Below are 26,359 nucleotides of genomic sequence, written 5' to 3'. Positions count from 1 at the left end.
TGGCAATAGGTGCCCTGTGTTAAAGGGTCTGATCCGTCGTGCGTTCCGGTTGGAAATGTCGCGATACAACAGCTGACTTCACCACTGAATCGAGCAATAACGCATGTCTGAAACCACCACCAACACTGCGGTAGCCACTGCATCTCGCAGTGACCTCCGCAACGTCGCGATTGTGGCCCACGTTGACCACGGCAAGACCACCCTGGTCGACGCCATGCTCAAGCAGACCAACTCTTTTGCCGCTCACAACCACCTCGAGGACCGGGTCATGGACTCCGGCGACCTTGAGCGTGAAAAGGGCATCACCATCCTCGCCAAGAACACCACGGTTGCCTACAACGGCCCGTCGTCGGGCGGCGAGACCATCACCATCAACGTCATCGACACCCCCGGCCACGCCGACTTCGGCGGCGAGGTGGAGCGCGGACTGTCCATGGTTGACGGCGTCGTGCTTCTGGTTGACGCTTCCGAGGGCCCGCTGCCGCAGACCCGCTTCGTGCTCCGCAAGGCCCTCGCCGCGCACCTGCCGGTCATCCTCCTGGTCAACAAGACCGACCGCCCCGACGCGCGCATCGAGGAAGTCGTCCACGAGTCCATGGACCTGCTCCTGGGCCTGGCCTCCGACCTCGCCGACGAAGTTCCGGACCTCGACCTGGACAAGATCCTCGAAGTTCCGGTCGTCTACGCTGCAGCCAAGGTTGGCCGCGCCTCCCTCGAGCAGCCGGCCGACGGCACCGCTCCGGAGAACGAGGACCTTGAGCCGCTGTTCAAGGCCATCATCGAGCACATCCCGGCACCGACGTACAACCCGAACGGTGTCCTGCAGGCGCACGTCACCAACCTGGACGCCTCACCGTTCCTCGGCCGCCTGGCTCTGCTCCGCATCTACAACGGCACCCTGCGCAAGGGCCAGACCGTCGCCTGGGCGCGTGCCAACGGCGAACTGAAGAACGTCAAGATCACCGAACTGCTGGCAACGAAGGCCCTGGACCGCGTTCCCGCCGAGTCCGCCGGCCCCGGCGAGATTGTCGCCGTCGCCGGCATCGAGGAGATCACCATCGGTGAGACCCTGACCGACGCCGACAACCCGCAGCCGCTGCCGCTGATCACCGTGGACGATCCCGCGATCTCCATGACCATCGGTATCAACACCTCGCCGCTGGCCGGCAAGGTCAAGGGCGCCAAGGTCACCGCCCGCCAGGTGAAGGACCGCCTGGACAAGGAACTGATCGGTAACGTCTCCATCAAGGTTCTCCCCACCGAGCGTCCCGACGCCTGGGAAGTCCAGGGCCGTGGCGAGCTCGCGCTGGCCATCCTCGTTGAGCAGATGCGCCGCGAAGGCTTCGAGCTGACCGTCGGCAAGCCGCAGGTTGTCACCCGGACCGTCGACGGCAAGATCCACGAGCCGATGGAACACATGACCATCGACGTGCCGGAAGAGTACCTGGGCGCGGTCACGCAGCTTATGGCCGCCCGCAAGGGCCGCATGACCAACATGGCCAACCACGGCACCGGCTGGTGCCGGATGGAGTTCATCGTTCCGGCCCGTGGCCTGATCGGTTTCCGCACCAAGTTCCTCACGGACACCCGCGGCGCAGGCATCGCGTCCTCGATCTCCGAGGGCTACGAGCCCTGGGCCGGCCCGATCGAGTACCGCACCAACGGTTCCATGGTTGCCGACCGCGCCGGTGTGGTGACCCCGTTCGCCATGATCAACCTGCAGGAACGCGGCTCCTTCTTCGTGAAGCCCACCTCCGAGGTCTACGAAGGCATGATCGTCGGGGAGAACTCCCGCGCCGACGACATGGACGTGAACATCACCAAGGAAAAGAAGCTCACCAACATGCGTGCCGCTTCCTCCGACACCTTCGAGAACCTGACGCCCCCGCGCGACCTGACCCTTGAGGAATCGCTCGAATTCGCCCGCGAGGACGAGTGCGTGGAAGTCACCCCGGAGTCCATCCGCATCCGCAAGGTGATCCTGGACTCCAACGAGCGTGCCAAGGCAACGCGCGCCCGCGCCAAGGCATAACCGCAGCAATCCGCCCAAGTACGGATATCGCGTGAATAAGAGAGCTGCCGGCATGGCAGGCGGTCTGGCCGCCGCCGTGCCGGCAGCTCTTTTTGCTGCCTTCGCCGGTACGGCCCTGCACCGCCATCAGCTGCTGGCCGCCGACGTCGTGCTGCCCTGGGGCGCGGTAGCCGCGCTGGTGCTGCTGGGTGCCCTCCAGGTGCTGGTGGCGGCGGCGTTCCGTTCGCTCATGCCGACGGCGGCCACGGGGGTTCTCTGCTACGTCCTGGTGGGCTGGTGGTCGGCCATGGCGCCCGGAAAGCGTCTGATTGCCGGGGATCCGGCCGGGAACATCTGGGTGTACGGGATCGCCGCCGTCACCGTGCTGATGCTGGCCTGGTGCCGGCGGTACCGCCGGCACCAGGCCGCTCCGGCCCCCGGGGTGCCTGTCCCGGCCGCCGCCGCGGGGGCACACGACTAGTCAGCCGTTGGATCCCGGTGGTGGGCGATCATCAGGGAGGTGGCCTCGCCGTCGTCGTCCGCCGGAAGGGCCATGTACTCGTCCAGCACCGCGCGGAGCTTGCCCAGCATTTCCTGCCGCCGGGCGGCGTTGAACTTCACGCCCAGGCGCCACACCTCGATGTCCTCCGGCGGCAGGTCCCGGGTTTCCTGCACGAAGGTCTCGATGAGGATGGGGGCGACGTTGTCCACGGACGTACTCCAGGACTTGCGGCTGGCAATATAGGGCACCTCAGCCGCGCCCCGCCGCCCCTTCCGGCGCTCCTCTGCCAGCAGGAATCCGGTCCGCACCAGGGTGCGCACATGGTGAAGGCTGGAGGCGGGGTTGATGCCCAGCAGTTCGGCGATTTCCTTGTTGGTACGTGCCTGGTGGAGGCACAGCCGCAGGATCCGAAGCCTGATCGGGGAGCTGAGCGCACGGCCCTTCGCCACCAGGTCTGCGTCATCGCTTTCCGGGGCGGGTTTCATAGCGCCAGTCTAGCCAGCAAAAAGTGATTGACATATATCAATCACCACTGGAAACTGATGCGGTGACAGCCGACCCGACCGCCGCAGGTCAAGCATCCAGATCGCTGTTGCTGGACCGTAACTTCACCACTTTCTGGGCCGGGCAGGCGATGAGCCAGTTCGGCGCCCAGCTGGGGCAACTGGCCTTTCCGGTCCTCGCCGTGTCCATGCTGCATGCCACGGAGTTCCAGGTGGGTGTGCTCAACGCCGCCGGCCTCGCCGCGTTCCTCATTGTGGGCCTTCCGGCCGGTGCCTGGGTGGACCGGTGGCTGAAGCGCCCGACCATGATCCGCGCCGACCTCGCCCGGATGACGGCAATGGCTGCGGTGCCGCTGCTGTGGTGGGGCGGAGTGCTTGAGATCTGGCACCTCTACGTCATCGCGGCGATCGTTGGCACGGCGACTGTGTTCTTCGATGTCTCGTACCAGAGCTACGTTCCGGTCCTCGTTGCCCCCGGACAGGTCAACCAGGCCAACTCCAAACTCGAAGGCACGGCCCAGATAGCCAGGATCGGAGGACCGGCCGCCGGTGGCCTCCTGCTGGCGGTGGTCACGGCTCCCGTGCTGTTCGTGGGCGAAGCCGTCGGCTACCTGCTGTCCGCCACCTTCCTCGCCCGCACCCGTGACCGGGAGGTGGCCGCCGAAGTGGATGACAGGCGTCCGCTGCGCGTCGAGATCAAAGAGGGGCTCGCGTTCGTGATCCGGCATCCGCTGATCAGCCGCATCGCGGCCTGTACGGCGGCCATGAATTTTTGCGGCATGATGATTTTCACCATGATGCCCGTGCTGATCCTGCGGAACCTTGGACTCGGGGCGCAGGGGATGGGGCTGGTCATGGCCGTGGGCGCGGCCGGCGGGCTGCTGGGGGCGGTTGCGGCTCCGCGGGTGGCGGCCCGGGTGGGGGAAGGCACGGTCATACCGCTCTGCGCAGTTGCCAGTTCTGTTTTCCTGGTGCCCCTGCCGCTGGCGGCCATGGCCTCCGAGCCGGGGGTTTCGCTGGCACTGCTGCTGCTGTCCGAACTCTGCTTCGGCTTCGTGGTCCTGATCTACAACATCATGCAGCTCAGCATGCGCCAGCGCGTGTGTCCGCCCCGCCTGCTGGGAAGGATGAACGCGTCCATCCGGTTCGTTGTCTGGGGAGTGATGCCGCTGGCCGCGCTGGCGTCCGGTGTCCTTGCCGAGCACCTCGGCCTCATCGCGGTGATCTGGATCGGAACGGCGGGCAGTTTCCTGGCGGCCGCACCGGTGGTGTTCTCGCCGTTGCTGGGAATGCGCACGTTGCCGAGCCAGGTTGAGGGCTCCTGAGCGGACGGGTGCATCTCTCAGCCAGCGGCGCGCGGGCTGCGCCGCGCCGGCCGGGGCGGCACCTGTTTGGCGGCCACCACCAGGTCGAGGTGAATCACGACGTCGGCAGTGCGGGTGCGCACGGTGCAGGCGGTCGCGCTGCACTCCAGGAGGTCTCCCAGCGCGTCCGTGAACCCGCCGTCGATCCTGTAGCGCACCACCACCCGGGTCCCGGGGGAGGTGGCGGCCAGGAATTCACGGGCTGAAGGTGTCGTCGGACTCACCGGTTCATCGTATGCCGCGTCCCGAGTGTGACGCGCCGCTTCGTTCGCGGAGCGGTGCTGGGAGATAATAGGCTCTGAAGTCGATAGTCCGGCATGCAGGCCGGAAGCACCAGCCGGCCAGCCGCCGGTACCAACGTGGAGAGGCAAGGGACGTGACGTACGTAATCGCGCAGCCGTGTGTAGATGTCAAGGACAAGGCATGCATTGAGGAGTGCCCCGTCGATTGCATCTATGAAGGCGAGCGTTCCCTCTACATCCATCCGGATGAGTGCGTCGACTGCGGCGCATGTGAGCCTGTCTGCCCGGTCGAAGCCATCTACTACGAGGATGACACCCCGGAGGAATGGGCTGACTACTACAAGGCCAACGTCGAGTTCTTCGACGAACTGGGCTCGCCGGGCGGTGCCGCCAAGGTCGGCAACACCCACACGGACCACCCCATGATTTCAGCGCTGCCGCCGCAGAACCAGGATCACTGAGGCGCGTAGGTGACAACAGCTGTGCGCAGTTTCGGCCTGAGCCTGCCCGACTACCCTTGGGAGGCCATGGCGCCGTATGTCGCCAAAGCGGCCGAACACCCCGGCGGAGTGGTGAACCTGTCCATCGGAACGCCCGTGGACCCGACCCCCGCGGTGATCCAGGACGCGCTCCGCGCCGCAGCGGACGCCCCCGGCTATCCCACGGTCCACGGGACAGCGGCGCTCCGGGAGGCCATTGCAGCCTGGTTCGCACGGCGCCGCGGCGTGGAAGGCCTTGACCCGCACGATGTCATGCCAACCGTCGGTTCCAAGGAACTGGTGGCATGGCTGCCGTTCCTGCTGGGACTGAAGCCGGGCGACGTCGTGGTCCGCCCCACGGTGGCCTATCCGACCTACGACATCGGAGCCACCTTTGCCGGCGCCACCGCCGTGGCCGCGGACGATCTCGATGAACTGGACGCGGCCACCCGCTCGAGGGTCCGCCTGGTCTGGGTCAATTCACCGGGCAACCCCACGGGAAGCGTCCGGGATGCCGCCTCGCTCCGGAAAATCGTTGGCCAGGCCCGTGAAGTCGGGGCCCTGGTTGCCTCGGACGAATGCTACGCGGAGCTTGGCTGGGGCGAATGGGACCTTCAGCGCGGCGGAGAAGCGGTGCCCAGCATCCTTGACCCGCGTGTCACCGGCGGTTCGCATGACGGGCTTCTCGCCGTGTACTCGCTGAGCAAACAGTCCAACCTCGCCGGCTACCGGGCCGCATTTGTGGCGGGCGACTCGGCCATTATGGCCAACCTCGTGAACAGCCGGAAGCACGCCGGCATGATCGTGCCGTATCCGGTTCAGGAAGCGATGCGGGTTGCGCTCGGGGACGACGCGCACGTGCAGGCGCAGAAAGACCTGTACCGCGGCCGCCGTGAGCGGCTTGTTCCGGCCCTCGAAAGCTTCGGGCTCAGGATTCACGAATCGCATGCCGGGCTCTACCTCTGGTCCACAGCGGGGGAAGCCACCTGGGACACGATCTCCCGGCTGGCAGAACGCGGCATCGTTGCCGGGCCGGGCGTGTTTTACGGGGACGCCGGAAACGGCTACGTGCGGGTGGCGCTGACCGGTTCCGACGAACGGATCGATGCCGCCGTGGCCCGGCTGGCCGAAACCGCGTGACCGGCGCCCGTTCGGGGCCCATGCCCGGCGCCGGGGGTCGGTAATCCACGGACCATAGCCGCGTAACAATGGATGTGACACGCGCCACAACTCGCGTGTTTTGGGGGTCTTTTGGGGCTCCCGGATTAGTGGCAGGGTGAAAGTGGCGGTAACTTTTAACTGACTATCAATGGTGGCTTTCTACAAGAAGGCAGCACGGCCGTTGGACGTCCCGCCGGTGCGGGGGTCCCCGCGCGGCTCACCTGATGTTGGATCAAGCTTTCTACAGAGGCCCAGAAGCCTCATGAAGGGGACTCCATGACTGAGACCACCAGCGCAACCTTGCGCCACGCAGGCGGCGAGCTCGAGCTCCCGCGCATCAAGGTTGTCGAGGGAAACGAAGGATACGACGTTTCCAAACTGCTGAAGCAGACCGGCGCCGTCGCCTTTGACCCTGGCTTCATGAACACCGCTGCCACGACGTCCGCGATCACCTACATCGACGGGGACGCAGGTATCCTGCGGTACCGCGGCTACCCGATCGAGCAGCTCGCACAGCACTCCAGCTTCCTCGAAGTCTCCTACCTGCTGATCTACGGGAACCTGCCGACTCCCGCGGAACTGGAGTCATTTGACCAGCGCATCCGCCACCACACCCTGCTGCATGAAGAGCTGAAGGGCTTCTTCAGCGGCTTCCCGCGCGATGCCCACCCCATGCCGGTGCTCTCCTCGGCCGTGTCGGCGCTGTCCACGTTCTACCAGGACTCGCTGGACCCCTTCAACGCCGAGCAGGTGGAGGTCTCCACCATCCGCCTGATGGCCAAGATGCCCGTCATCGCCGCCTACGCACACAAGAAGTCCATCGGCCAGCCCATGCTGTACCCGGACAACTCCCACAACCTTGTGGAGAACTTCCTGCGCCTGAGCTTCGGCCTCCCCGCGGAGCAGTACGAGATGGACCCGGTCATCGCAAAGGCCCTGGATCTCCTGCTGATCCTGCACGCCGACCACGAGCAGAACTGTTCCACCTCCACTGTGCGCCTGGTTGGCTCCTCCAACGCCAACCTGTTCGCATCGGTCTCGGCAGGCATCAACGCGCTCTTCGGCCCCGCCCACGGCGGCGCCAACGAGGCAGTGCTGAAGATGCTCCGCCAGATCCAGGCCGACGGCACCAAGCCCGAGGACTACATGGAGAAGGTCAAGAACAAGGAAGACGGCGTCCGCCTGATGGGCTTCGGACACCGCGTCTACAAGAACTATGACCCGCGTGCCAAGATCGTCAAGGCGACGGCCCATGAGATCCTCAGCAAGCTCGGCGGCAACGACGAACTGCTGGACATCGCCATGCGCCTGGAAGAGAAGGCGCTCAGTGATGACTACTTCATCCAGCGCAAGCTCTACCCGAACGTGGACTTCTACACCGGCCTGATCTACAAGGCCATGGGCTTCCCGGAGAAAATGTTCACCGTGCTGTTCGCGATCGGACGCCTGCCGGGCTGGATCGCTCAGTGGCGCGAAATGATCAGCGACCCCACCACGAAGATTGGCCGTCCGCGCCAGCTGTACACAGGATCGCCGGAGCGCGACTACCCGGCCAGCTAAACGGTCCGGAGACTGCAACGACGGCGGCGGCCGCCCACCCTCTAGGGTGGGCGGCCGCCGTTTCTGTGTCCGCCGGTCGAGCCGGTGGGGCTGCTGCGCGGCGGGCCTGCAGGTCTCGCCAGCACATGCGTGCTAAAAACGAGGAGTGCCGAAAATTGTGGATCCCGCCGCCCGGCGCCGGGAGATCGTCGATGCTGTCTGCCGGATCATTGCTTCTGACGGGCTGGAGCGGGCGTCCCTCCGTGAAGTCGCGGACGAGGCAGGGCTGGCGGTTGGCTCGGTGCGGCACTACTTTTCGAGCAGCGAGGAGCTGCTGCATTTCTCCTTCGCGGCCGTCGTGGACCGCATCGTGGCACGACTGGACAGTGCTTACGCTGACCTTGCGGCGACCCCCGCCGGCAGTACGGAACACCATGCGGCCGTTTTAACCCTGCTGGGCGAATTCCTTCCGCTGGACGAGGAACGGGCACTGGACGCCTGCGCGTGGCTGGCCTTCAAGAACGCTGCCAGGATCCGGCCTTTCCTGGCCGGGGAAGCGGACCGGAGCCACCGGACGGTGGCCGCCGTCGTCGGGCAGCTGATCACCCGCCTGATGGATGACGACGGCGGTGACCGGCAGCAGCTGGTCACCGAAGCCGAGCGCCTCCTCGCCACGCTGGATGGCCTGACGATGCATGCGCTCCTGCAGCCGGGATGGATGACCCAGGAAATGTGCCGGGACGTGCTGGAGTCCCATGTGGCAGGGCTGGGGAGGACCGCCGCCGCCAGCCATTAACGTCCCCGGGCTGGGGGAATAGACTGGAGCCGGATAGAGCGGGTAGCACGGGGCGAACATCAAAAAGCCAAGGAGGCATGCGGATGCAGCACACAGGCGGTCCAGGCTGGCGGATCACCATGGACACGTCGGGGCCCATGCTCATTGCCCTTTACATACGTGACGTCGCCGGGCTGGACGGCGCGGGCTTCCCCGCGCTCTCCCATGCAGCTCCGAAAATCAGGCACGCGGACCATTCGCACCTGACCGCAGAGGTGGGCGGGATCAGCGCCCTCAAAACCGAATGGGAAGCCTGGTGGGAGCAGCTGCTGAAAGCGCATCCGCAGATGTCCCCGGAGATGTCGCCGCCGGGATTTCGGTCCTTCGCCAATTCCCCGGCCCTGCGGCGGGTCCTGCAGGCACACTTCGGCGCCGCCCTGACCTGGGCGCGCGAACGCCGCACGGAGTACGCCGAGCTGGAGGCCGAACGGGTTGCCGGCGGCTCTGCGCACCTCTTGGAGGACATCGTGGAGGACCGGCTGCTGGAAGTGGGCAGGAACTCACGGGACTTCGACCTGACCATCATCGAACTGCCCCTCGACGAGCAGCGGGCATGGTTCCTGGAACCGGACAAAATCATCATGAGCCACGACCTGCTGCAGCAGCCGGAGGTGTTCCGCAGCTACGTGCAGCCGGTAGTCGAAATGCTGGTCTGAGCAGGACGTTATCCCGCCGGAGCCTCGGCGAACGTTACCGCCACGGTGCCACCGCCGCCGGCCGACTCCTGCCACCCTTTGCGCATCTGCCGGTTCCAGCTCATTCCGTCGACGTCGACCTGCACCACGGCAAACTCCTTGGCGTTCGCCACCGCCCAGTGCGCGAGTGACCATGCCATGTCATCCGTGGCTTCCAGCGTCAGCGTCGAGCCGGCCGCCGAGGAGGGAATGCTTCCGTACTCGGACTGCAGCTCCTCGAGCAAAGCCGCCGGGTCGCCCGGCTGCTCAGGCGAGCGAAGCGTGCAGTCCAGCGCGGCGTGGGTCTGCCCGCTCAGGGCAGAGGCGAACGAGCGGCCCATCGCCTCGTGCTGGGCGTACGCGCGGGGATACGCTGAGCGCTGCACCCGCTGCGCGGCCTGCGTGACATCCATCCCTTCGTAGCCCGGCACCTTCACCAGCGCGTCGTAGAAGGCATTGGTCGCGTAGTGCGGATCCATGACCTGCTCCGTGGTGCCCCAGCCCTGGGACGGGCGCTGCTGGAAAAGCCCCCGGGAGTCCGGTCCGGCGAGGTCGCCGTGGTCGATGTTCCGCAGCTTGGACTCCTGCATGGCCGTGGCCAGTGCGATGCTGGCGGCGCGCGGCGGCAGTCCCCGCCGAACGGAGATGGCCGTGATCAGGGCGGCGTTTGCAGCCTGGTCAGTGGCGAGTTCCGCCTGCTGCGATCCAACGGCGGCTGTGCACCCTTCCATGATCAGCCGCTCCGAACGTTGCAGCAGGGCCGCCGCGGTGTAGATGCCGCCGCCGACAAGCGCAACGGTGAGCGCCCCAACGATCGCTCCGCGCAGCTTGCGTCGGCGTGTCACGTGGATAACTCCCTCAGGACCGGTGCCGGCCGGCAATAGTGCCGGCCGGCCCCGGACGGTCAGTTGGCATGCAGGGCGTCGTTGAGCTCCACCGTCTGGCCCTTGCGGGGGAGTACTTCCACCTCGCCGGAGGTGGAATTGCGGCGGAACAGCAGGTTCGGGACGCCCGAGAGCTCCACGGCCTTGATGATCCGGCTGGTGTCCTCGCCGTCGGCGTCCTGGCCGCCGACAACACGCACGCGGGTGCCGGCCGTGATGTAAAGCCCGGCCTCGACGACGGAATCGTCGCCGATGCTGATGCCCACGCCCGAGTTCGCGCCCAGCAGGACCCGCTGGCCCAGGGCAATCTTTTCCTTGCCGCCGCCGGAAAGGGTGCCCATTATCGATGCGCCGCCGCCAACGTCGGTGCCGTCGCCGGCCACCACACCGGCGGAGATACGGCCCTCCACCATGGAGGTGCCCAGCGTTCCAGCATTGAAGTTGACGAAGCCCTCGTGCATGACCGTGGTGCCCTCGGCGAGGTGGGCACCCAGGCGGACGCGGTCGGCGTCGGCAATGCGCACGCCGGCCGGTACAACGTAGTCCACCATGCGCGGGAACTTGTCGACGCCGAAGACCGTCACGGCGCCACGCTTGCGCAGTTTGGCGCGCGTCAGCTCGAAACCGTCCACCGCGCACGGACCGAAGTTGGTCCACACGACGTTCGGCAGCTTGCCGAAGATGCCGTCAAGGTTGATGGTGTTGGGGCGGACAAGCCGGTGTGAGAGCAGGTGCAGGCGAAGGTAGGCGTCTGCCGTGTCTGCCGGTGCTTCATCCAGGTTGATCTGGACGAACACCACTTTCTGCTCGGTGCCGCGGTCGGCGTCGGTGCCGGCAGCGGCGATGTCGGCGAGCGTTTCATCGGCGTTTTCGATGGCGCGGAGCGCTTCGGCTGCCACGCCGAGGGCGGGCGCCGGGAACCAGACGTCCAGCACCGTGGCGTCACCAATGCGGGTGGCGACGGTGGCCACCCCGAATCCGTAGGCCGAGCGGGAATCATCGGACAGTGTCTGGGCAGCGGGCACTGCGGAAGAAGCGGTTTCAGTCATGGCCCAAGTCTATCGAGCCGATGCGCAGCCGCCGAAACGCGCCCCGGGGATAGAGTTGGATGGTGATTGCCGAAACCGCACCCGTAACCCTCGACCTCCGCCAGGACGTGGCGCTGCTGACAGCCGCGCTGATTGACATCAACAGCGTGTCGGGCAATGAAACGGAGCTGGCCGACGCTGTCGAGCTGGCCCTCCGGCAGCTCCCCGGCCTTGACCTGGTCCGCGACGGGGACGCCATCATCGCCCGCACATCCCTCGGACGTCCCGAGCGGGTCATCCTCGCAGGTCATCTGGACACGGTGCCGTTGCCGGTCACCGGCGGATCGCTGGGGACGGTGCCGTCCACCTGGCCTTCCGGGGTAGCAGGCGACGGCGTCCTGTACGGCCGCGGCGCCACTGACATGAAGGGCGGCGTGGCGGTCCAGCTGGCGCTGGCGGCGTCCCTGTTCGACGGCGGCGCGGAGCCATCCAAGGACGTCACCTTCGTCTTCTACGACCATGAGGAGGTGGAGGCCGTCAAGAGCGGTCTCGGCAGGCTGGTGCGCAACCACGGGCCGCTTCTCGAAGGCGATTTCGCGATCCTCCTGGAGCCGACGGACGGCACCGTGGAAGGAGGCTGCAACGGCACCATGCGGTTCGAGGCCACCACGCTGGGTGAGGCCGCACACTCGGCGCGCGCCTGGATGGGAAGCAATGCCATCCACGCCGCCGCGCCCATCCTTGAACGCCTCGCGGCCTATCACCCGCAGACCATCACTGTGGACGGTCTGGAGTACCGCGAAAGCCTGAACGCCGTGAGGATCCAGGGAGGCACGGCGGGCAACGTGATACCGGACCGCTGCGTCGTCGAGATCAATTACCGCTTCGCACCCGACAAAACGCCCGATCAGGCCGAGGCCCATGTGCGCGCACTGCTCGAGGGTTTCGACGTGGTCCGCACCGACGCAGCAGCAGGGGCGCGGCCAGGCCTCAACCACCCGGCCGCCTCCTCTTTCGTGGCCGCCGTGGGGGCCGAGCCCAAACCCAAATACGGCTGGACCGACGTCGCGCGTTTCAGCGAACTGGGCGTCCCGGCGGTGAACTTCGGGCCGGGCGATGCGTTGCTGGCGCACAAGGACAACGAGCACGTCGAGGCTGAAGCCGTTCGGGCCTGCCTGCGGGCGCTGCAGAAGTGGCTGGCCTGACGCCCGGAACCCCATTAACGCAGAAGGTCCGCAACCGTCAGGTTGCGGACCTTCTGCGTAGGATCCCGGAGGCTACTTGATGACGGTGGTCACGCCCGCGGTGGGGGCCTTCGCCACGCCGCCCGCAGCCTTCTTGGAGCCGTGGCGCTCAATCCAGATGGCGAGACGCGACACAGCCAGGTTGATGGCGATGTAGAGCGCCGCAGCAACGAAGAACACGGGGAACAGGAACTGCGGCCCCAGGAAGTCAGCCATCACCTGCACGGCGCGCAGGAGCTCGCCGTACGCGACGATGTAGCCCAGTGAGGTGTCCTTCAGGAGGACCACGAGCTGGGCCACCAGGGACGGAAGCATGCGGCGGATGGCCTGCGGCAGTTCGACGCTGAGCCGTGACTGGAAGCTGGTCAGGCCGATCGCCAGACCCGCCTCGCGTTGTCCCTTGGGGAGGGACTGGATGCCGGCGCGGATGATCTCGGCGAAGATCGCCGCGTTGTACAGGACAAGCCCGGCCACGACCGCGATGAAGGGACTGGTGGCGAACACCAGCAGGACAAACAGCATCATCAGCACCACGGGCATGCCACGGAAAAATTCCAGCACGATTCGGGTGGGAACCCGGATCCATGCAACGTCCGAGATGCGCATGAGGCAAAGCAGGAGCCCCAGCGGGAAGGCGATCACCGCTGCGATGGCAGCAGCACTCAACGTGGCGCCCATGCCGTTGAAGATCAGTGACCAGACATCCGCCTGCCCGAAGATGGCCCATCTCCGCGCCTCGAAGATTCCCTGCTGGGCGAGGGTGACAAGGGCAAGTGCGAGGAGGCCGCCGATGAGGATGACACCGATGACCGAGCCGATCAGTGAGATTCTGCGGGCTTTGGGCCCCGGGACGTCGTAGAGAACGGAAGTCATCGCGCGATCGCCACCTTTCGTTCGACCTGGTGAGCGATGTAGCCCAGCGGCACAGTGATCAGGAGATAGAAGAATGCAACGCCCGCGAGGACCCACATGACGGCGTCGCCGTGGTCATTAGCCAGCTGCTTGCCGTAGCCGAACAGTTCCAGCACAAAGAATGCGCCGGCCACGGACGAGTTCTTGACCAGCGCGATGAGGATGTTGATCATCGGCGGGATCACCGTGCGCAGGGCCTGGGGCAGGATGATCAGGGACAGCACCTGGCCGAAGGTCATGCCGATGCTGCGCGCAGCCTCAGCCTGGCCCACAGGAACGCTGTTGACGCCCGAGCGCACTGCCTCGGCGATAAAGGCGGCCGTGTAAGCGCTGAGGGCGATGATGGCGGCGATTTCGAACTGCTGGAACGTGACGCCAAGCCGGGGCAGCACAATGGCGGCAAAGAAGAAGGCGATGGTCAGCGGAGTGTTACGCACCACCTCCACGTAGGCCATGCTGAATCCGCGTAGCGCCGCTACCGGGGACACCCTGGCGGCCGCCAGGAGCGTGCCCACGACGAGGGCAATGATGCCGGAAACGACGGCCAGGAACAGGGTTCTGAGAAAGCCGTCCCAGTACTGCGGGAGGCTTTCAATGATGACGTCCATAGGGTCCTTCAGCTGCGTTTGTGGGGAATGTGCGGTAAATGGAAGCGGCGGCCACCGGTGCCGGGGAATGCCCGGTCACCGGTGACCGCCACGCCTGTTCTAGTAGCGGTCGATGGCGGGAAGTTCAGGTGCCGTCTTGATGACCGCACCGGCTGTGTCCTCCCAGGCCTTCTTGTAGGATCCGTCCTTGGCGAATTCCTCAAGCTGGTCATTGATCCAGTTACGGAAGACGGTGTCGTCCTTCTTCAGGCCGATGCCGTAGGGCTCCTTGGTGAAGGTCTCGTCCGACGCCAGCTTGAAGGCATCCGGCTCCTTGTTCACGAAGCCGGCAAGGATCACGTTGTCCGTGGTGATGGCCTCCACCTGCTTGTTGCGCAGCGGCTCAAGGCAGGCGGAGTACGTGGCGGCCGGCACCAGGACGGCGCCGTACTTCTCCACGATCGTGCCGGCGGGGGTGGAACCGGTCACGGAGCAGACGTTCTTGCCCTTGACGTCCTCAGGCTTGGTGATGGACGTATTGTCCTTGTTCACCATGAGCGCCTGTCCCGCTTCGTAGTACGGACCGGCGAAGTCGACCTCTGTCTTGCGCTTGTCATTGATGGTGTAGGTGGCGACGATCAGGTCCACCCTGCCCTGCTTGATGAACTGCTCGCGGTTGGCTGAGACCGTTTCAACCCATTCGATCTTGTCCGCGGGGATACCGAGCTTGGCTGCGAGGAGCTTGCCGATTTCCACGTCAAAGCCGACGGGCTTGCCGTCCAGGCCCTTCTGGCCGAACAGGGGCTGGTCAAACTTGGTGCCGATGGTCACCTTGCCCGCGGAGGAGAGCTTCTCCATCGTGGAGCCTGCGGCGAAACTCGGCTTCTCCACGGGAGAAGGGTTGGTGCCGGTGCCGGTGCCGCCGCCGCCGCAAGCGCTCAGAGTCAGCGCCAGGGCTGCGGATGCTGCTACGAGAAGGGATTTCCTTCGGGTCAAAAATGCCTTCATGACATTCCTTTCATTGGGCGGCCGAAGACGGCCAGGTGCGAACCTGGGGGGTTCAGTGAGTGAGGAGCTTGGACAGGAAATCCTTGGCCCGGCTGCTCTGGGGATTGGTGAAGAATTCTTCAGGCGTGGCATCCTCCACGATCTGGCCGTCCGCCATGAACACGACGCGGTCCGCGGCCTTGCGGGCGAAGCCCATCTCGTGGGTCACCACGATCATGGTCATGCCCTCCTTCGCCAGCTGGATCATGACGTCCAGGACTTCGCTGATCATCTCCGGGTCCAGCGCCGAGGTGGGCTCGTCGAAAAGCATGACCTTGGGCTTCATGGCCAGTGCGCGTGCGATGGCCACGCGCTGCTGCTGACCACCGGAGAGCTGGGCCGGCAGCTTGGGTGCCTGGTGGCCGACTCCGACGCGCTCCAGGAGGGCCATAGCGTCCTTGTCAGCCTCCGCCTTGGACATTCCCTTGACCTTGATGGGCCCAAGGGTCACGTTCTCCAGGATGGTCTTGTGCGCGAAAAGGTTGAACGACTGGAAAACCATTCCGACGTCGGCGCGGAGGTGCGCGAGCTCCTTGCCTTCCTCTGGCAGGAGCTTTCCGTCAATCGAAATTTCGCCGTCGTCAATGGTTTCGAGGCGGTTGATTGCTCTGCACAGTGTGGACTTGCCCGAGCCTGACGGCCCGATGACCACAACGACCTCGCCCTTGCGGACCTGGAAGTTGATGTCCTTCAGAACGTGCAACTGGCCGTAGTGCTTATTGACGGCATTCAGGGAGACGAGGGCATCGCCGGGCACTTGAGTAGTCATGACTACGAATCTAGCGAACATTTGCCACATATGACGGCAATCACTCCAACTTCCTGCTGATCGTAATTCAAGAGATACCTGCAGGTCAGCAGGTTAGCCTTGGACGATGAGCATCAACGCAGATCCGTCTAAATCCACCCAGCCCCGCCGCAAAGGGCCCCTCGAACTGCGCCGCAAGCAGGCTGCCGTGGAGATGTCGGACCAGCGGCTGCTTGATACCAAGGGACCGGGCCACTTCATCCATACCGACCCGTGGCGCGTCATGCGGATCCAGAGTGAATTCGTTGAAGGCTTCGGCGCGCTGTCCGACCTCGGACAGGCCGTCAGTGTTTTCGGTTCGGCACGCACCAAACCGGGCAGCATGTACTACGAAATGGGCGTTGACGTGGGACGCAAGCTGGCGGAAGCGGGCGTTGCCGTCATCACCGGCGGCGGTCCGGGATCCATGGAGGCCGCCAACAGGGGAGCGGTGGAAGGCAACGGGGTCTCCGTCGGCCTCGGAATTGAGCTCCCGTTCGAGCAGGGCCTGAACCAGTGGGTGGACCTGGGCATCAACTTCCGGTACTTCTTCGCGCGGAAGACCATGTTCGTCAAGTATGCCCAGGGCTTCATCGTCCTTCCCGGTGGCCTTGGCACGCTGGATGAGCTGTTCGAGGCAATGGTCCTGGTCCAGACGCAGAAGGTGACGTCGTTCCCCATCGTCCTCCTCAGCTCAGCCTTCTGGGGCCCCATGATCGAATGGATCAAGGGCACCCTGGTGGCGGAAGGCATGGTGTCCGAGAAGGACCTGGACCTGATTCAGGTGGTGGACACCGCGGAAGAAGCCGTCGACCTGGTCCTCCACGGACACGTCCGCCCGCCCTCGACCAACGGAGACCAGCGGCCTGAGTAGCGGCGGCACCAAGGTCTGGCACCATGGGTGATGTGAGTTTCTTCCTTGTCTTCCTTGCGATCGTCCTGATCGGCGTCACGGCTGTCATCGGGACGGACCTTGGGGCTCGGATCTTCCGACGAAATCGCCCCGGCAGCACGGTGTTCGACGACGGCTTCGACGAGCCGGTAGCCTCGCTGCCGCCGGTCCTGCTGCCCGCCGAGGCCAAGCCGGCCGACGTCGATCATGTCCGGTTTGCCCTCGGGCTGCGGGGCTACCGGATGGATCAGGTGGACCAGGTTCTTGATGAGCTCAGGGATCAGCTGGCCTTCAAGGATGCTGAAATCGCCGGGCTGCGCGCCCACCTTAGAGGCCAGGCCCCCGGCGGTGCAGCAACGGACGATGCAGTAAAGCACGGTTCTGCAAAGGACGGCTCGGTTAAGGACGGTGCGGCAACGCAGGAGCCTGCGGCGCCGGAACGCAGCCGCGTGGCAGAGGAGCAGCCTTGACCGGTGCTGCCTCCGGTCCCGGCCCCCGTCCCGCCGCGGACAGCAGTGAACGAACGCCGGCCGGAACCCTCGAAGCCCGCTCTTCGTCTGTGGTGACAGGTGCGCTGAGCACGGCGGCGGCCCGTCTCTGGGCGGTGGCCGCCAGTTGGCCGTGGTGGGTCCAGGTCGTGATGATCTATGCGGCTGCCAGGCTCGTCAGCGCCTGCATCTTCATGTCGGCCGCGCTGCACCAGGGCGTCAACCCATGGTTCCCGGCCAAGCCCGATTACTGGCACTTCATCAACATCTGGGACGCCCGCTGGTACGGCGAGGTCATCGCCAATGGCTACCCTTCAACGCTCCCGGTCGACGAAGCGGGGAACGTGCAGGAAAACGCCTGGGCGTTCTATCCGCTCTTCCCGCTGCTGGGACGGACGGTCTCGGCCGCCACGGGCATCATCCCGGCCGTCTCCCTGACGCTGATCGCAATGCTCGCGGGCCTTGGTGCATCGCTGGTGATTTACGCGTTGTTCCGCCACCGGGCGGCGCATGTACCGACGCTCTGGGCTGTGGCCCTCTTTGCCTGCTTTCCCGTCTCCCCGATACTGCAGGTTCCGTACGCCGAATCGCTGAACCTCCTCCTGCTCGCGTCGGCGCTCCTGCTGGTACTCCGCCGGCAGTACCTGGCTGCCATTCCCGTGGCCGTGCTGATGTGTCTGTCCAGGCCGACAGGCGTTCCGTTCGCAGCCATGGCCGGGATCCTGTTCCTTTACCGTCTCTGGGAGGCGTGGCGTGGCGGCAGGCAGCAGGCCGCAGCCGGTTTCCAGCCAGGAACGCCGGCCCACAGCCCGCGTGAACTGTGGTCGCTGGCCGGGCTGACCGCTGCCGTCGGGGCGGCTGCGCTCCTGTGGCCGGCCATCGCCTGGGCAGCAACCGGCGACATGGAGGCGTACACCAAGACCGAAACCGTGTGGCGCGGGCACGACCTCGTGCCGTTCAAACCCTGGTTCGACACCGGTGTGCTCCTGTTCGGGCCGGTGCTGGGCCTTGCGGCACCGTTCGTTTTCGTTGCCGTGTTCGCCCTGTTCATGCTGTCGCGTCCCGTGCTGCAGCTGGGCGTAGAGCTGCGGCTGTGGTGTGCCTGCTACATGGGGTACCTAGTGGTGTTCCTGCACCCGCAGACCAGCACCTTCCGCATGCTGCTGCCGCTGTTTCCGCTGGCCCTGGGTGCGGCACTGGTCTCGCGGTCGAGGGCCTACCGCGGAGCTGTCCTGGCCATGTTCGTCCTGCTGCAGATCGTCTGGGTGGCCTGGCTGTGGGCCTGGGCCGAGCTGCCCGGCGGCGGGGACTATCCGCCCTGACAGCGTTTGCCATGCCTGTGCCGCCGCCGCGGGAATCCGCGCCGCATCGAATATCCATCGATTAGCTACAGACGGGTAATTACAGGATAATAGGAGCTAAGCAAGGACAAGAAGCATTCGAAGAGTTCAGTCTTGGCGGCTGCCGAACCGGCCGCCATAGCGGCTTGTTTGACCATGCGGACTCAGCCCGTCCGGGCTGCTCAGTCCTGGGACTACTGGAGGGGATTTTCCTCATGGCGGCTATGAAACCACGCACCGGCGACGGCCCTATGGAAGTAACCAAGGAGGGCCGCAGCCTGATCATGCGTGTGCCGCTCGAAGGTGGAGGGCGGCTGGTGGTCGAACTCAATGCCGCGGAGGCGGCGAACCTCAAGGAATGCCTTGTAGGCGTTACCGAATAGATTGCCAGGCAGGGCCTGCAGCCGGAAGGCTGTGCGCCCTGCCTTACTTCTTAACCGCGACCCTACTTCTTAACCGCGACCAGCAGGCCGTCGCCGGTGGGCAGCATGGCGGAAGCGAGCCGGTCGTCGTCGCGGACGGCCTTGCCCACCTGGCGCAGCACCACCGTGGTTGCGTCGCGGGCGGCCGGGTTGGAGACGCGGTCCTTGTCCAGGGCGTCGTTGACGATCAGGAGGCCGCCGGACTTGAGCAGGCGTACGGCCTGGTCCACGTAGCGCGGGAAGTTGGGCTTGTCCCCGTCGACAAACACAAGATCGTACGCGGCGTCTGTCAGCCTGGGCAGGACGTCCCCCGCCCGGCCGGAAATGGTGCGGGTCCGGTTCGCGGGGCTGCCGGCTTCCTGGAAGGCCTCGCGTGCGGCCTTGAGGTGTTCGACATCCACGTCGATGGTGGTCAGCACCGCCTGAGGACCCAGCCCGCGAAGCAGGCAGACGCCGGACACCCCCGCGCCTGTGCCAATTTCGACGGCAGTCTGGGCCTTTGATGCAGCCGCCAGCACGGTCAGCACGGCCCCGACGCCGCGGCCGATGGGCGTGACACCCAGTTCGAAGGAACGTTCCCTGGCGCGCAGCAGGACCTCATCCTCGGCAGGCAGATCTTCTGCGTAGGACCAGCTCGTGGACTTATCGGCGCTCATGGGTTTTCGCTTTCTGGGCGGCGGGTGGATGTTTCTTACAGCGTACTGTGTCCGGCGGCGTGTCGCGGGAAGGTGACGGGCGGACGGGCTGTGATGGCGGATACCAGCGGGCTCCGGAATGGCAGCGCCGGTGACCTGCTCCGGCACCGGGCCTGTTGCCGTTGCGCCTACGGCTAAAGGGGGCCCCACGGTCAGGAAATTCCCAGCGAAATTTGAAATGATAATTATCCGCTCATCCAAGTGGTGATCGGCGCCGAACCAATGATGTAAACCGCATCAGGCGTTAGTACATCCACGAGGGGAGTGGACGATGTCAGGATCAGTTGTGGCACCTGTCCCTGCAGTTGAAGAGCCAGGGGCTGACTGGGTCATGCCCACCTGGGAAGAAGTGGTAACCAACCACTCAGCCAAGGTCTACCGGCTGGCGTATCGTCTCACCGGCAACAAGTACGACGCCGAGGACCTCACCCAGGAGGTGTTCGTCCGGGTTTTCCGTTCCTTGGAGAATTTCAAGCCGGGAACGCTCGACGGCTGGCTGCACCGCATCACCACGAACCTGTTCCTCGACCAGGCCCGGCGCAAGAGCCGGATCCGCTTCGATGCGCTGGCGGAGGACGCCGAGTCCCGCCTGCCCGGGCGCGAGCCGGGACCCGAGCAGAGTTTCGAGCTCAACAACCTGGACCTCGATGTCCAGGCTGCGCTGGAGGAGCTTCCCCCGGACTTCCGGGCAGCCGTGGTGCTCTGTGACCTGGAGGGCCTGTCCTACGACGAGGTTGCCGAAGCGCTGGGGGTGAAGCTCGGGACGGTCCGTTCCCGCATCCACCGTGGCCGCACCATGTTGCGTGAAAAGCTTGCCCACCGCGATCCGCGGCCCCAGCAGTCCCGCAAGCCGCGGCTCAAGATGCCCCGCATCGCCAGCGTTCTCTGATCGGCGCCATGCGTCCACTGAATCGTTTGCTGCTGGTCGTCAGGAAATCGGCCGCGTCGCTGCCGATAGCAGGACGGCGGCACCCGGGCACCCCCGAGCACGTCCGCCGGTGCGCCGACTGCGCCGCCGCGGTCCGCCGGCAGCGCGAGTACCTTGAACGACTTCGGAAAGCGGCTGTCCCGGCAGCCAGCGATGAGCTGACGGCGCGGCTGCTGCTCCGCACGCGGGAACTCGCCATGGCACCGGCCGCGCCGGCGCCGCAGCCACGCCCGTTCAGGCTGGCCGGCTTGGCCGCCGGCGGCGTTGCCATGGCGGCTGCCGGTGCCGTCATAGCGGGCGCGTACATCTCCGCAGGGGAACCGCGGCAGTATGCGGCTGCTGCTTTCTCAGGACAGGCCGGGCCTTCCGCGGACGCCGCCGGCAGCGGCGGGACGGCGGCCGGGGGCAGCCCCGGGGCAGTGTCGGCAGACCCGGCAGCGGATGCGAGCGTGGCGGCCCTGCGTTCGCACGGCTGGGCCTGCCCCGATCTCCAGGCCATGGGCTTTCACATCGTGTCGGCCACGTCAAAGGTCTACGCCGGACGGCCGGCCGTTGAGCTGCGCCTCTCGGATGGAAAGCACACGGCAACCGTCCTGGAACAGCACTCCGCACCGGCAGCCGGCAGCCCGGAGGCGCCCGCCTCGCCGGCTGAGCCCGTCAACCCGCTGACGGGACACTCCGCCGGCAGCGACGGCTTCGTGGCAGTAACCGCCGCCGTTACCGCAGGTGCGGGCAGGCTCTGGATCAAGGCCGCCGCGCCGTGGAGCGCCATTTACCAGACCGGCAGGAGCACCTTCACCTACGTGTCGGACCTGCCCGCGAACGCTGCAGACGATGCCGTCGCGGCCTTGGCAGCGGCCGGAGGCACAGCGGGCCAAGGCGCCGCGGACCAGGGCGCAGCGGACCGGAGTGGCGCGCACCCGGTTGGCCTGGACTACGGCGCCGGTGCGGCCTCCCGTCCGGACACACCCCGCGCCGGCGACGAATCAGTGGCGGAAAGGCTGGAACGCGGACTGCGCAAACTGGCCCTGCATCTGGACAAGATGACCGGGCACCTGGCGCGGTGACGCGGCGCTGCTCCGCCAGAACGGCGGCCAAATCGTCAGTGCCGCGCTGGAGAGGGTAATCTTCCTAAAGTGTTTGGAATCAACGGCCCGGAGTTTCTCCTACTGCTGCTCATCGGCATTATGGTGATCGGCCCCCAACGGCTGCCCGAATACACCCAGAAACTGACGAACCTCGTCCGGGAAGTGCGGCGGATGGCGTCCGGCGCGCGGGAACAGATCAAGGAAGAAGTCGGCATCGACATCGATGAAGTCGACTGGAGGAAGTACGATCCCCGCCAGTACGATCCCCGACGCATCATCAAGGAAGCCCTGCTCGAAGACACCACGAAGGCCGTCAGCCCCGGCGGGCCAGCGAGCGCTGCTGCGGCCGGAGCGGCCGTGTCAGGGGCCGTGGACCAGTCAGCTGCGACGCGGCCGGCCCGAACCTTTGAACGGCTGTCCGACGGCGAGGCCGCACCGTTCGATACGGAAGCCACCTAGGCTCCGCGCACCAGGGTTACCGGGGCTGCAGGCCCAGTGATATTCCCGTCAGGCCGCGCGGCCTGGATGCCAGTTTGTCCGCGATGCCGGCCAGCGCTGCCGCAGCGGGCGTCTCGGGGCGGCCCAGGACGATCGGCTGTCCCGAGTCCCCGCCTTCCCGCAACAGGATGTCGAGCGGGATCTGTCCCAGCAGCGGCACAGGCGTGCCCGTCGTGGCGCTGAGCCGTTCGGTGAGCAGTTGCCCGCCGCCGCTTCCAAACAGCTCCATCCGCCCGCCGTCGGGCATTTCGAGGTGGGACATGTTCTCGATGACGCCGGCCACTGTCTGCCCGGTCTGGGTCGCAATCGCTCCGGCGCGTTCGGCGACGTCGGCGGCCGCCGCCTGCGGGGTGGTGACCACAAGGATCTCGGCCTTGGGGAGCAGCTGGGCCACGGAGATGGCGATGTCCCCGGTGCCCGGGGGCAAGTCGAGGAACAGGGCGTCAAGGTCGCCAAAGTAGACGTCGGTGAGGAACTGCTCCAGCGCACGGTGCAGCATGGGACCGCGCCAGGCCACCGGCTGGTTGCCGGTGACGAACATGCCGATGGAGATGACCTTCACGCCGTACGCCACCGGCGGGAGGATCATGTCGTCCACCCGGGTGGGTGCCTGTGTAATGCCCATCAGCGCAGGTACGGAGAAGCCGTAGACGTCCGCGTCCACGATCCCCACACGCAGGCCCTGGGCGGCCAGCGAGCAGGCCAGGTTGACCGTCACCGATGATTTGCCCACGCCGCCCTTGCCGCTGGCCACGGCGAACACCTTGGTCAGCGATCCCGGCTGGTTGAACGGGATTCCCCGCTGGCCCCCCGGGCCGCGGAGCTGCTCCTTCAGCGCATCGCGCTGGGCCTGCGTCATCACCTTGAGCTCGACGTCCACGGCGGTGACACCGGGAACGCCCAGCAGGGCCGCCTCCGAATCCTTCGTGATGGTGTCCCGCAGGGGGCAACCGGCGATGGTGAGCAGCACGGACAGGTGCACCGCGCCGTCGTCGGAAATTTCCACCGAATCAACCATGCCGAGCTCCGTGATGGGACGGCGCAACTCGGGATCGATAACGGTAGCCAGGGCAGCGTTTACTGCCGGGGCGAGGGACGTGCTCATGCTGTGGATGCTCAGCTTTCCGGGGTGGTGGGGTGCGGCTCGGCTGACCGGCCCTGGCGGGGCTTGTCCTGCTTGACCTTGGGGATCTGCTGGGTCCGCGGACTGCGCTGCCGCTTTTCCTTGAGCTTCTCCCGGACCAGCTCCCGCGGCGACTCGTGGCTGCCCTGCCCGGACGCGTCGTGGCTGCGGAGTTCCTCCTGCGCCTCAACCAGGTCCTCCAGGAGGCTGCGCAGTTCGGCCCGGACGTAGTCGCGGGTGGCCACTTCCCGCAGCGCGATCCGCAGCGACGCCAGCTCCCGGGTCAGGTATTCGGTGTCGGACAAATTGCGTTCGGCGCGCTGGCGGTCCTGCTGGAGCGAAACACGGTCGCGGTCATCCTGGCGGTTCTGCGCCAGCAGCAGCAGAGGCGCCGCGTAGGAGGCCTGCAGCGACAGCATCAGGGTCAGGAGGGTGAAGCCGAGCTCCACCCTGTCGAACTGCCAGTCGGTGGGCGCGAACGTGTTCCAGACCAGCCAGAACAAACAGAACACGGTCATGTACAGCAGGAACTGCGGCGTGCCCATGAAGCGGGCAAACCCCTCTGTGGCATGGCCGAAGGCATCGGGATCCGGCTTGAACTTGGGCAGGATGCGCTGCCGGCCGCTCAGCGGAGTGTCCAGGCTGCCTTTGCCGGCCGCCTTGTCCCGTCCCCGTGGGCCGGAGCCCTTTGCCGTCATATCAGCCAATGCGGCCTCCAAGCCTTCTGATCGGAGCCTCGCCGTCATTGGCCCGCCAGTCATCCGGCAGCAGGTGGTCCAGGACGTCGTCGACGGTCACTGCCCCCACCAGCCGCCCGGCCTGGTTGACCACCGGAAGGGAGTTCAGGTTGTAGGTGGCCAGGGTGCGGGCGACTTCGCTGATATGGGCCTGGTCCGAGAGCGGTTCCAGGTTCTTGTCGACCAGGTTGCCCAGCGGTTCGAACGGTGGGAAACGCAGCAGCTGCTGGATGTGGACGACCCCCAGGAACCGGCCGGTGGGGGTTTCCAGCGGTGGCCGGGCGATGAAGATGGAGGAGGCGAGGGCAGGGGACAGCTCTTCGCGGCGGACATGGGCAAGGGCCTCGGCCACGGTGGCCTCGGGCGGCAGGATGACGGGAACGGGGGTCATCAGGCCGCCGGCGGTGTCCTCGTCGTATTCGAGGAGGCGGCGCACGTCCTCTGCGCCTTCCGGTTCCATCAGCTGCAGCAGCTCCTCGGCCTGGGCGGACGGGAGTTCACCCAGGAGGTCTGCGGCGTCGTCGGGGTCCATCTCCTCCAGGACATCGGCCGCGCGCTGGACGTCGAGTGCGGAGAGGATCTCCACCTGGTCGTCTTCCGGCAGCTCCTGCAGGACGTCGGCAAGCCGTTCGTCCTGGAGTTCGCTTGCGACCTCGAACCGCCGCTTGTCGCTCATCTCCTGCAGTGCCTCGGCGAAGTCGGCGGGCTTGAGGTCCTCGTGGTTGGCGACGAACTGGGTGGCGGCCTGGGGCTCGGTCTTGGCGCCCTGGTGTGCGTCCGCCCAGTCGATGATCATGGTTTCGTTGCGCCGGAGCCTGCTGAGCGGGGCCAGCGAATGGCCGCGCCGCACGAACAGCTTGCTGACGAACCAGTCGCCCGAGCGGTGCTGGTCCATGGCGATGTCCTCGATGGTGGCGTCGCCGCTGCCGTCACGCAGCGTCACGCGCCGGTCGAACATCTCCGCAACCACGAGGGTCTCGGCGCCGCGCTGTTCGAAGCGCCGCAGGTTGACCAGCCCGGTGCAGATGACCTGCGTCTGGTCGATGGACGTAATCCGGGTCATGGGAACGAAGACCCGCTTCTTGCCGGGCACTTCGACGACGATGCCCACCACGTGTGGTGCTCCGCGGGTTCCCCGGGAGAGCACGACGACGTCGCGAAGCCGCCCCAGGCGGTCGCCCAGGGGGTCGAAGACGTCCAGTCCCAGAAGGCGCGCCACGAAGACGCGGGTAGGATTTGTGCTCACCCCTACAGGCTACCGAGTCTGCTCTCTTTTAGCTGAATTTCAGCTCGCACACATCCTTATGGGCAAGAATGGGTGTATGTCAAACATTTTTGGTGGCCCCAAGGGCGTCCCGAACGGCTCCGACGAAGCGCGGACTGTCCCCACCGGGGACACCGTCGGCACGTATACCTCCTACCTGGACGCCCAGAAGGCTGTCGATTATCTTGCCGATCAGCAGTTCCCGGTGCACATGGTGTCCATCGTCGGCAATGACCTGAAGATGGTGGAGCGGGTGACGGGACGGCTCAGCTATCCCCGCGTGGCCCTCTCGGGTGCCCTGAGCGGCATGTGGTTTGGCCTCTTTGTCGGTGTCATGCTGTCGTTCTTCACCCCGGCCGGAGGGACGTTCTCGATCATCAGCTCGGTCCTCATGGGCGCGGCGTTCTTCATGCTGTTCGGGATCGTCACCTACGCCATGCAGCGTGGAAAGCGTGACTTTACGTCCACCAGCCAGGTGGTGGCGACCAACTACGACGTCGTGGTCTCCTTCGAGGCTTCCCACGAGGCCCGCCGGCTGCTGCAGCAGCTGCCGATGACACCGTCGGACGCCACCGCCGGCGCAGGGCGGTCGAACTATACCGGTCCGTCGAACTACACGGGGCCGTCTAACTACACCCAGGGTGACTACCACAACCAGCCGTACCAGCAGCCTGGCCAGTACCAGCAGCCCGACCAGCACGAGCAGCCCGGCCGGCACCAGGGTCCGTACCAGGGCCAGGCGCCCCAGCGGCCCGCGGGCTGGAACGACCCCTACGGCCAGCGGACCCAGGATGTCCAGGGACACAACCCCGAGGCTCAGGGCGCACCGGTTCCGGGTGCAGCACCCCAGTATGGGGCCGTCGAGGGCCAGCCCGGCCAGCCCGGCCAGCCCAGCCGCGCTCCGGAGGGCGCCGGGGCCCCGGACGCCGAGCAGCGAGCCGGCCAGCGTCCCGCGACTGTCCGCTACCCCGACCTGCCGGATGGCCGCCCGCAGTACGGCGTGCGCGTGAACGACGCCAACCAGCCGCCGGAAACCAAGGACGAACCGCAGCGGTAGCGTGGCGCCAAACGAAAGGGCCACCGGA

General features: G+C 66.2%; 29 protein-coding genes. 17 read left to right on the top strand and 12 right to left on the bottom strand.

Annotation, left to right across the window (positions count from 1 at the left end; translation table 11 throughout):
* Window positions 1-103 precede the first annotated feature (103 nt).
* Window positions 104-2,032 (top strand): translational GTPase TypA, encoded by a 1,929-nt coding sequence (typA, locus tag JYA52_RS21810; RefSeq protein ID WP_205655467.1) that lies wholly within the window; start codon window positions 104-106, stop codon window positions 2,030-2,032.
* Between the two features lie 31 nt (window positions 2,033-2,063).
* Entirely contained in the window at window positions 2,064-2,492 is a 429-nt protein-coding gene (locus JYA52_RS21805) for a hypothetical protein (protein ID WP_307869504.1), read from the top strand.
* Here JYA52_RS21805 and JYA52_RS21800 read toward each other — a convergent pair.
* Entirely contained in the window at window positions 2,489-2,998 is a 510-nt protein-coding gene (locus JYA52_RS21800) for an ArsR/SmtB family transcription factor (protein WP_205655466.1), read from the bottom strand. The genes JYA52_RS21805 and JYA52_RS21800 overlap by 4 nt on opposite strands.
* A 62-nt stretch (window positions 2,999-3,060) precedes the next feature.
* Between JYA52_RS21800 and JYA52_RS21795 the strand changes: the two genes are divergently transcribed.
* A complete protein-coding gene (locus JYA52_RS21795; protein WP_205655465.1) occupies window positions 3,061-4,341 on the top strand; it encodes an MFS transporter in 1,281 nt (426 codons plus the stop codon).
* Between the two features lie 17 nt (window positions 4,342-4,358).
* Here JYA52_RS21795 and JYA52_RS21790 read toward each other — a convergent pair whose 3' ends face one another.
* Complete coding sequence (locus JYA52_RS21790; RefSeq protein WP_307869502.1) at window positions 4,359-4,604, bottom strand: putative acetyltransferase; 246 nt, start codon at window positions 4,602-4,604, stop codon at window positions 4,359-4,361.
* Between the two features lie 152 nt (window positions 4,605-4,756).
* Between JYA52_RS21790 and fdxA the strand changes: the two genes are divergently transcribed.
* The 5 genes from fdxA (at window position 4,757) to JYA52_RS21765 (ending at window position 9,292) form a co-directional block, all read left to right on the top strand.
* Window positions 4,757-5,083, top strand: coding sequence for a ferredoxin (gene fdxA / locus JYA52_RS21785; RefSeq protein WP_205655464.1), 327 nt, complete (start codon window positions 4,757-4,759; stop codon window positions 5,081-5,083).
* Between the two features lie 9 nt (window positions 5,084-5,092).
* A complete protein-coding gene (dapC, locus tag JYA52_RS21780) occupies window positions 5,093-6,241 on the top strand; it encodes a succinyldiaminopimelate transaminase (protein WP_205655463.1) in 1,149 nt (382 codons plus the stop codon).
* 297 nt (window positions 6,242-6,538) lie between these two features.
* The gene (locus tag JYA52_RS21775) at window positions 6,539-7,822 is read left to right on the top strand and encodes a citrate synthase (RefSeq protein WP_205655462.1); all 1,284 of its coding nucleotides are present in this window, start codon (window positions 6,539-6,541) and stop codon (window positions 7,820-7,822) included.
* 145 nt (window positions 7,823-7,967) lie between these two features.
* Window positions 7,968-8,597: a TetR/AcrR family transcriptional regulator gene (locus tag JYA52_RS21770; protein WP_205655461.1), complete on the top strand. Its 630-nt coding sequence runs from the start codon at window positions 7,968-7,970 to the stop codon at window positions 8,595-8,597.
* An 83-nt stretch (window positions 8,598-8,680) separates the two neighbouring features.
* Window positions 8,681-9,292 (top strand): hypothetical protein, encoded by a 612-nt coding sequence (locus tag JYA52_RS21765; protein WP_205655460.1) that lies wholly within the window; start codon window positions 8,681-8,683, stop codon window positions 9,290-9,292.
* Between the two features lie 8 nt (window positions 9,293-9,300).
* Here the strand turns inward: JYA52_RS21765 and JYA52_RS21760 are convergent, their stop codons facing one another.
* Complete coding sequence (locus JYA52_RS21760) at window positions 9,301-10,155, bottom strand: transglycosylase SLT domain-containing protein (RefSeq protein ID WP_205655459.1); 855 nt, start codon at window positions 10,153-10,155, stop codon at window positions 9,301-9,303.
* A gap of 59 nt (window positions 10,156-10,214) precedes the next feature.
* Window positions 10,215-11,243, bottom strand: a complete 1,029-nt coding sequence (dapD, locus tag JYA52_RS21755; RefSeq protein ID WP_205655458.1) for a 2,3,4,5-tetrahydropyridine-2,6-dicarboxylate N-succinyltransferase — start codon at window positions 11,241-11,243, stop codon at window positions 10,215-10,217.
* Between the two features lie 59 nt (window positions 11,244-11,302).
* Here dapD and dapE point away from each other — a divergent pair, with 59 nt between their 5' ends.
* The gene (dapE, locus tag JYA52_RS21750; RefSeq protein ID WP_205655457.1) at window positions 11,303-12,427 is read left to right on the top strand and encodes a succinyl-diaminopimelate desuccinylase; all 1,125 of its coding nucleotides are present in this window, start codon (window positions 11,303-11,305) and stop codon (window positions 12,425-12,427) included.
* Window positions 12,428-12,499: 72 nt separating this feature from the next.
* Here the strand turns inward: dapE and JYA52_RS21745 are convergent, their stop codons facing one another.
* The 4 genes from JYA52_RS21745 to JYA52_RS21730 form a co-directional block, all read right to left on the bottom strand.
* On the bottom strand, window positions 12,500-13,339 hold the full coding sequence (locus JYA52_RS21745; protein WP_205655456.1) for an amino acid ABC transporter permease: 840 nt from the start codon (window positions 13,337-13,339) through the stop codon (window positions 12,500-12,502).
* On the bottom strand, window positions 13,336-13,986 hold the full coding sequence (locus JYA52_RS21740) for an amino acid ABC transporter permease (protein WP_205655455.1): 651 nt from the start codon (window positions 13,984-13,986) through the stop codon (window positions 13,336-13,338). Before JYA52_RS21740 ends, JYA52_RS21745 begins: the two co-directional genes overlap by 4 nt.
* Before the next feature lie 99 nt (window positions 13,987-14,085).
* Window positions 14,086-14,973, bottom strand: a complete 888-nt coding sequence (locus tag JYA52_RS21735; RefSeq protein ID WP_205655454.1) for a glutamate ABC transporter substrate-binding protein — start codon at window positions 14,971-14,973, stop codon at window positions 14,086-14,088.
* A gap of 52 nt (window positions 14,974-15,025) precedes the next feature.
* The gene (locus tag JYA52_RS21730) at window positions 15,026-15,781 is read right to left on the bottom strand and encodes an amino acid ABC transporter ATP-binding protein (RefSeq protein WP_205655453.1); all 756 of its coding nucleotides are present in this window, start codon (window positions 15,779-15,781) and stop codon (window positions 15,026-15,028) included.
* Between the two features lie 106 nt (window positions 15,782-15,887).
* On the opposite strand from JYA52_RS21730, the gene JYA52_RS21725 reads away from it, so the two are divergent.
* From JYA52_RS21725 to JYA52_RS21710, 4 genes are all read left to right on the top strand, one after another.
* Window positions 15,888-16,673 carry an LOG family protein gene (locus tag JYA52_RS21725; RefSeq protein WP_205655452.1) on the top strand — a complete coding sequence of 262 codons (786 nt, stop codon included), beginning with the start codon at window positions 15,888-15,890 and terminating at the stop codon, window positions 16,671-16,673.
* 23 nt (window positions 16,674-16,696) lie between these two features.
* Window positions 16,697-17,161 carry a DivIVA domain-containing protein gene (locus tag JYA52_RS21720; RefSeq protein WP_205655451.1) on the top strand — a complete coding sequence of 155 codons (465 nt, stop codon included), beginning with the start codon at window positions 16,697-16,699 and terminating at the stop codon, window positions 17,159-17,161.
* Window positions 17,162-17,331: 170 nt separating this feature from the next.
* Entirely contained in the window at window positions 17,332-18,501 is a 1,170-nt protein-coding gene (locus tag JYA52_RS21715) for a putative hexosyltransferase (RefSeq protein ID WP_240460699.1), read from the top strand.
* A gap of 233 nt (window positions 18,502-18,734) precedes the next feature.
* Window positions 18,735-18,902, top strand: coding sequence for a DUF3117 domain-containing protein (locus JYA52_RS21710; RefSeq protein WP_009357720.1), 168 nt, complete (start codon window positions 18,735-18,737; stop codon window positions 18,900-18,902).
* Between the two features lie 62 nt (window positions 18,903-18,964).
* On the opposite strand, the gene JYA52_RS21705 is transcribed toward JYA52_RS21710, so the two are convergent.
* Window positions 18,965-19,597 carry an O-methyltransferase gene (locus JYA52_RS21705; protein WP_205655450.1) on the bottom strand — a complete coding sequence of 211 codons (633 nt, stop codon included), beginning with the start codon at window positions 19,595-19,597 and terminating at the stop codon, window positions 18,965-18,967.
* Between the two features lie 310 nt (window positions 19,598-19,907).
* Here JYA52_RS21705 and sigE point away from each other — a divergent pair, with 310 nt between their 5' ends.
* The 3 genes from sigE (at window position 19,908) to JYA52_RS21690 (ending at window position 22,111) form a co-directional block, all read left to right on the top strand.
* Window positions 19,908-20,525: an RNA polymerase sigma factor SigE gene (sigE, locus tag JYA52_RS21700; protein ID WP_205655449.1), complete on the top strand. Its 618-nt coding sequence runs from the start codon at window positions 19,908-19,910 to the stop codon at window positions 20,523-20,525.
* A gap of 8 nt (window positions 20,526-20,533) precedes the next feature.
* A complete protein-coding gene (locus tag JYA52_RS21695; RefSeq protein WP_205655448.1) occupies window positions 20,534-21,631 on the top strand; it encodes an anti-sigma factor in 1,098 nt (365 codons plus the stop codon).
* A gap of 69 nt (window positions 21,632-21,700) precedes the next feature.
* A complete protein-coding gene (locus tag JYA52_RS21690) occupies window positions 21,701-22,111 on the top strand; it encodes a twin-arginine translocase TatA/TatE family subunit (protein ID WP_205655447.1) in 411 nt (136 codons plus the stop codon).
* 16 nt (window positions 22,112-22,127) lie between these two features.
* Here JYA52_RS21690 and JYA52_RS21685 read toward each other — a convergent pair whose 3' ends face one another.
* The 3 genes from JYA52_RS21685 to JYA52_RS21675 are packed head-to-tail and all read right to left on the bottom strand — an operon-like array spanning window position 22,128 to window position 25,256.
* On the bottom strand, window positions 22,128-23,255 hold the full coding sequence (locus tag JYA52_RS21685) for an Mrp/NBP35 family ATP-binding protein (protein WP_205655446.1): 1,128 nt from the start codon (window positions 23,253-23,255) through the stop codon (window positions 22,128-22,130).
* 11 nt (window positions 23,256-23,266) lie between these two features.
* The gene (locus JYA52_RS21680) at window positions 23,267-23,971 is read right to left on the bottom strand and encodes a DUF1003 domain-containing protein (RefSeq protein ID WP_205655547.1); all 705 of its coding nucleotides are present in this window, start codon (window positions 23,969-23,971) and stop codon (window positions 23,267-23,269) included.
* Between the two features lies 1 nt (window position 23,972).
* A complete protein-coding gene (locus tag JYA52_RS21675; protein ID WP_205655445.1) occupies window positions 23,973-25,256 on the bottom strand; it encodes a magnesium transporter MgtE N-terminal domain-containing protein in 1,284 nt (427 codons plus the stop codon).
* A gap of 76 nt (window positions 25,257-25,332) precedes the next feature.
* On the opposite strand from JYA52_RS21675, the gene JYA52_RS21670 reads away from it, so the two are divergent.
* The gene (locus JYA52_RS21670; RefSeq protein WP_205655444.1) at window positions 25,333-26,331 is read left to right on the top strand and encodes a YflT domain-containing protein; all 999 of its coding nucleotides are present in this window, start codon (window positions 25,333-25,335) and stop codon (window positions 26,329-26,331) included.
* Window positions 26,332-26,359 lie beyond the last annotated feature (28 nt).

The organism is Arthrobacter pascens (assembly GCF_017052465.1).
Taxonomy (GTDB): domain Bacteria; phylum Actinomycetota; class Actinomycetes; order Actinomycetales; family Micrococcaceae; genus Arthrobacter; species Arthrobacter pascens.
The sequence above is the reverse complement of the archived record's forward strand: the minus strand, read 5'-3'. Positions and strand labels throughout refer to the sequence as shown.

What these genes read in the sequence shown, in the direction of transcription:
- JYA52_RS21720 (WP_205655451.1), top strand. Translation starts at nt 16,697, where the DNA reads ATGGGTGATGTGAGTTTCTTCCTTGTCTTCCTTGCGATCGTCCTGATC.
- JYA52_RS21730 (WP_205655453.1), bottom strand. Translation starts at nt 15,781, where the DNA reads ATGACTACTCAAGTGCCCGGCGATGCCCTCGTCTCCCTGAATGCCGTC.
- JYA52_RS21710 (WP_009357720.1), top strand. Translation starts at nt 18,735, where the DNA reads ATGGCGGCTATGAAACCACGCACCGGCGACGGCCCTATGGAAGTAACC.
- JYA52_RS21715 (WP_240460699.1), top strand. Translation starts at nt 17,332, where the DNA reads ATGATCTATGCGGCTGCCAGGCTCGTCAGCGCCTGCATCTTCATGTCG.
- JYA52_RS21740 (WP_205655455.1), bottom strand. Translation starts at nt 13,986, where the DNA reads ATGGACGTCATCATTGAAAGCCTCCCGCAGTACTGGGACGGCTTTCTC.
- JYA52_RS21725 (WP_205655452.1), top strand. Translation starts at nt 15,888, where the DNA reads ATGAGCATCAACGCAGATCCGTCTAAATCCACCCAGCCCCGCCGCAAA.
- dapE (WP_205655457.1), top strand. Translation starts at nt 11,303, where the DNA reads ATGGTGATTGCCGAAACCGCACCCGTAACCCTCGACCTCCGCCAGGAC.
- JYA52_RS21775 (WP_205655462.1), top strand. Translation starts at nt 6,539, where the DNA reads ATGACTGAGACCACCAGCGCAACCTTGCGCCACGCAGGCGGCGAGCTC.
- JYA52_RS21735 (WP_205655454.1), bottom strand. Translation starts at nt 14,973, where the DNA reads ATGAAGGCATTTTTGACCCGAAGGAAATCCCTTCTCGTAGCAGCATCC.
- dapD (WP_205655458.1), bottom strand. Translation starts at nt 11,243, where the DNA reads ATGACTGAAACCGCTTCTTCCGCAGTGCCCGCTGCCCAGACACTGTCC.
- JYA52_RS21685 (WP_205655446.1), bottom strand. Translation starts at nt 23,255, where the DNA reads ATGAGCACGTCCCTCGCCCCGGCAGTAAACGCTGCCCTGGCTACCGTT.
- JYA52_RS21670 (WP_205655444.1), top strand. Translation starts at nt 25,333, where the DNA reads ATGTCAAACATTTTTGGTGGCCCCAAGGGCGTCCCGAACGGCTCCGAC.
- sigE (WP_205655449.1), top strand. Translation starts at nt 19,908, where the DNA reads ATGTCAGGATCAGTTGTGGCACCTGTCCCTGCAGTTGAAGAGCCAGGG.
- JYA52_RS21765 (WP_205655460.1), top strand. Translation starts at nt 8,681, where the DNA reads ATGCAGCACACAGGCGGTCCAGGCTGGCGGATCACCATGGACACGTCG.
- typA (WP_205655467.1), top strand. Translation starts at nt 104, where the DNA reads ATGTCTGAAACCACCACCAACACTGCGGTAGCCACTGCATCTCGCAGT.
- JYA52_RS21705 (WP_205655450.1), bottom strand. Translation starts at nt 19,597, where the DNA reads ATGAGCGCCGATAAGTCCACGAGCTGGTCCTACGCAGAAGATCTGCCT.
- JYA52_RS21680 (WP_205655547.1), bottom strand. Translation starts at nt 23,971, where the DNA reads ATGACGGCAAAGGGCTCCGGCCCACGGGGACGGGACAAGGCGGCCGGC.
- JYA52_RS21800 (WP_205655466.1), bottom strand. Translation starts at nt 2,998, where the DNA reads ATGAAACCCGCCCCGGAAAGCGATGACGCAGACCTGGTGGCGAAGGGC.
- JYA52_RS21695 (WP_205655448.1), top strand. Translation starts at nt 20,534, where the DNA reads ATGCGTCCACTGAATCGTTTGCTGCTGGTCGTCAGGAAATCGGCCGCG.
- JYA52_RS21745 (WP_205655456.1), bottom strand. Translation starts at nt 13,339, where the DNA reads ATGACTTCCGTTCTCTACGACGTCCCGGGGCCCAAAGCCCGCAGAATC.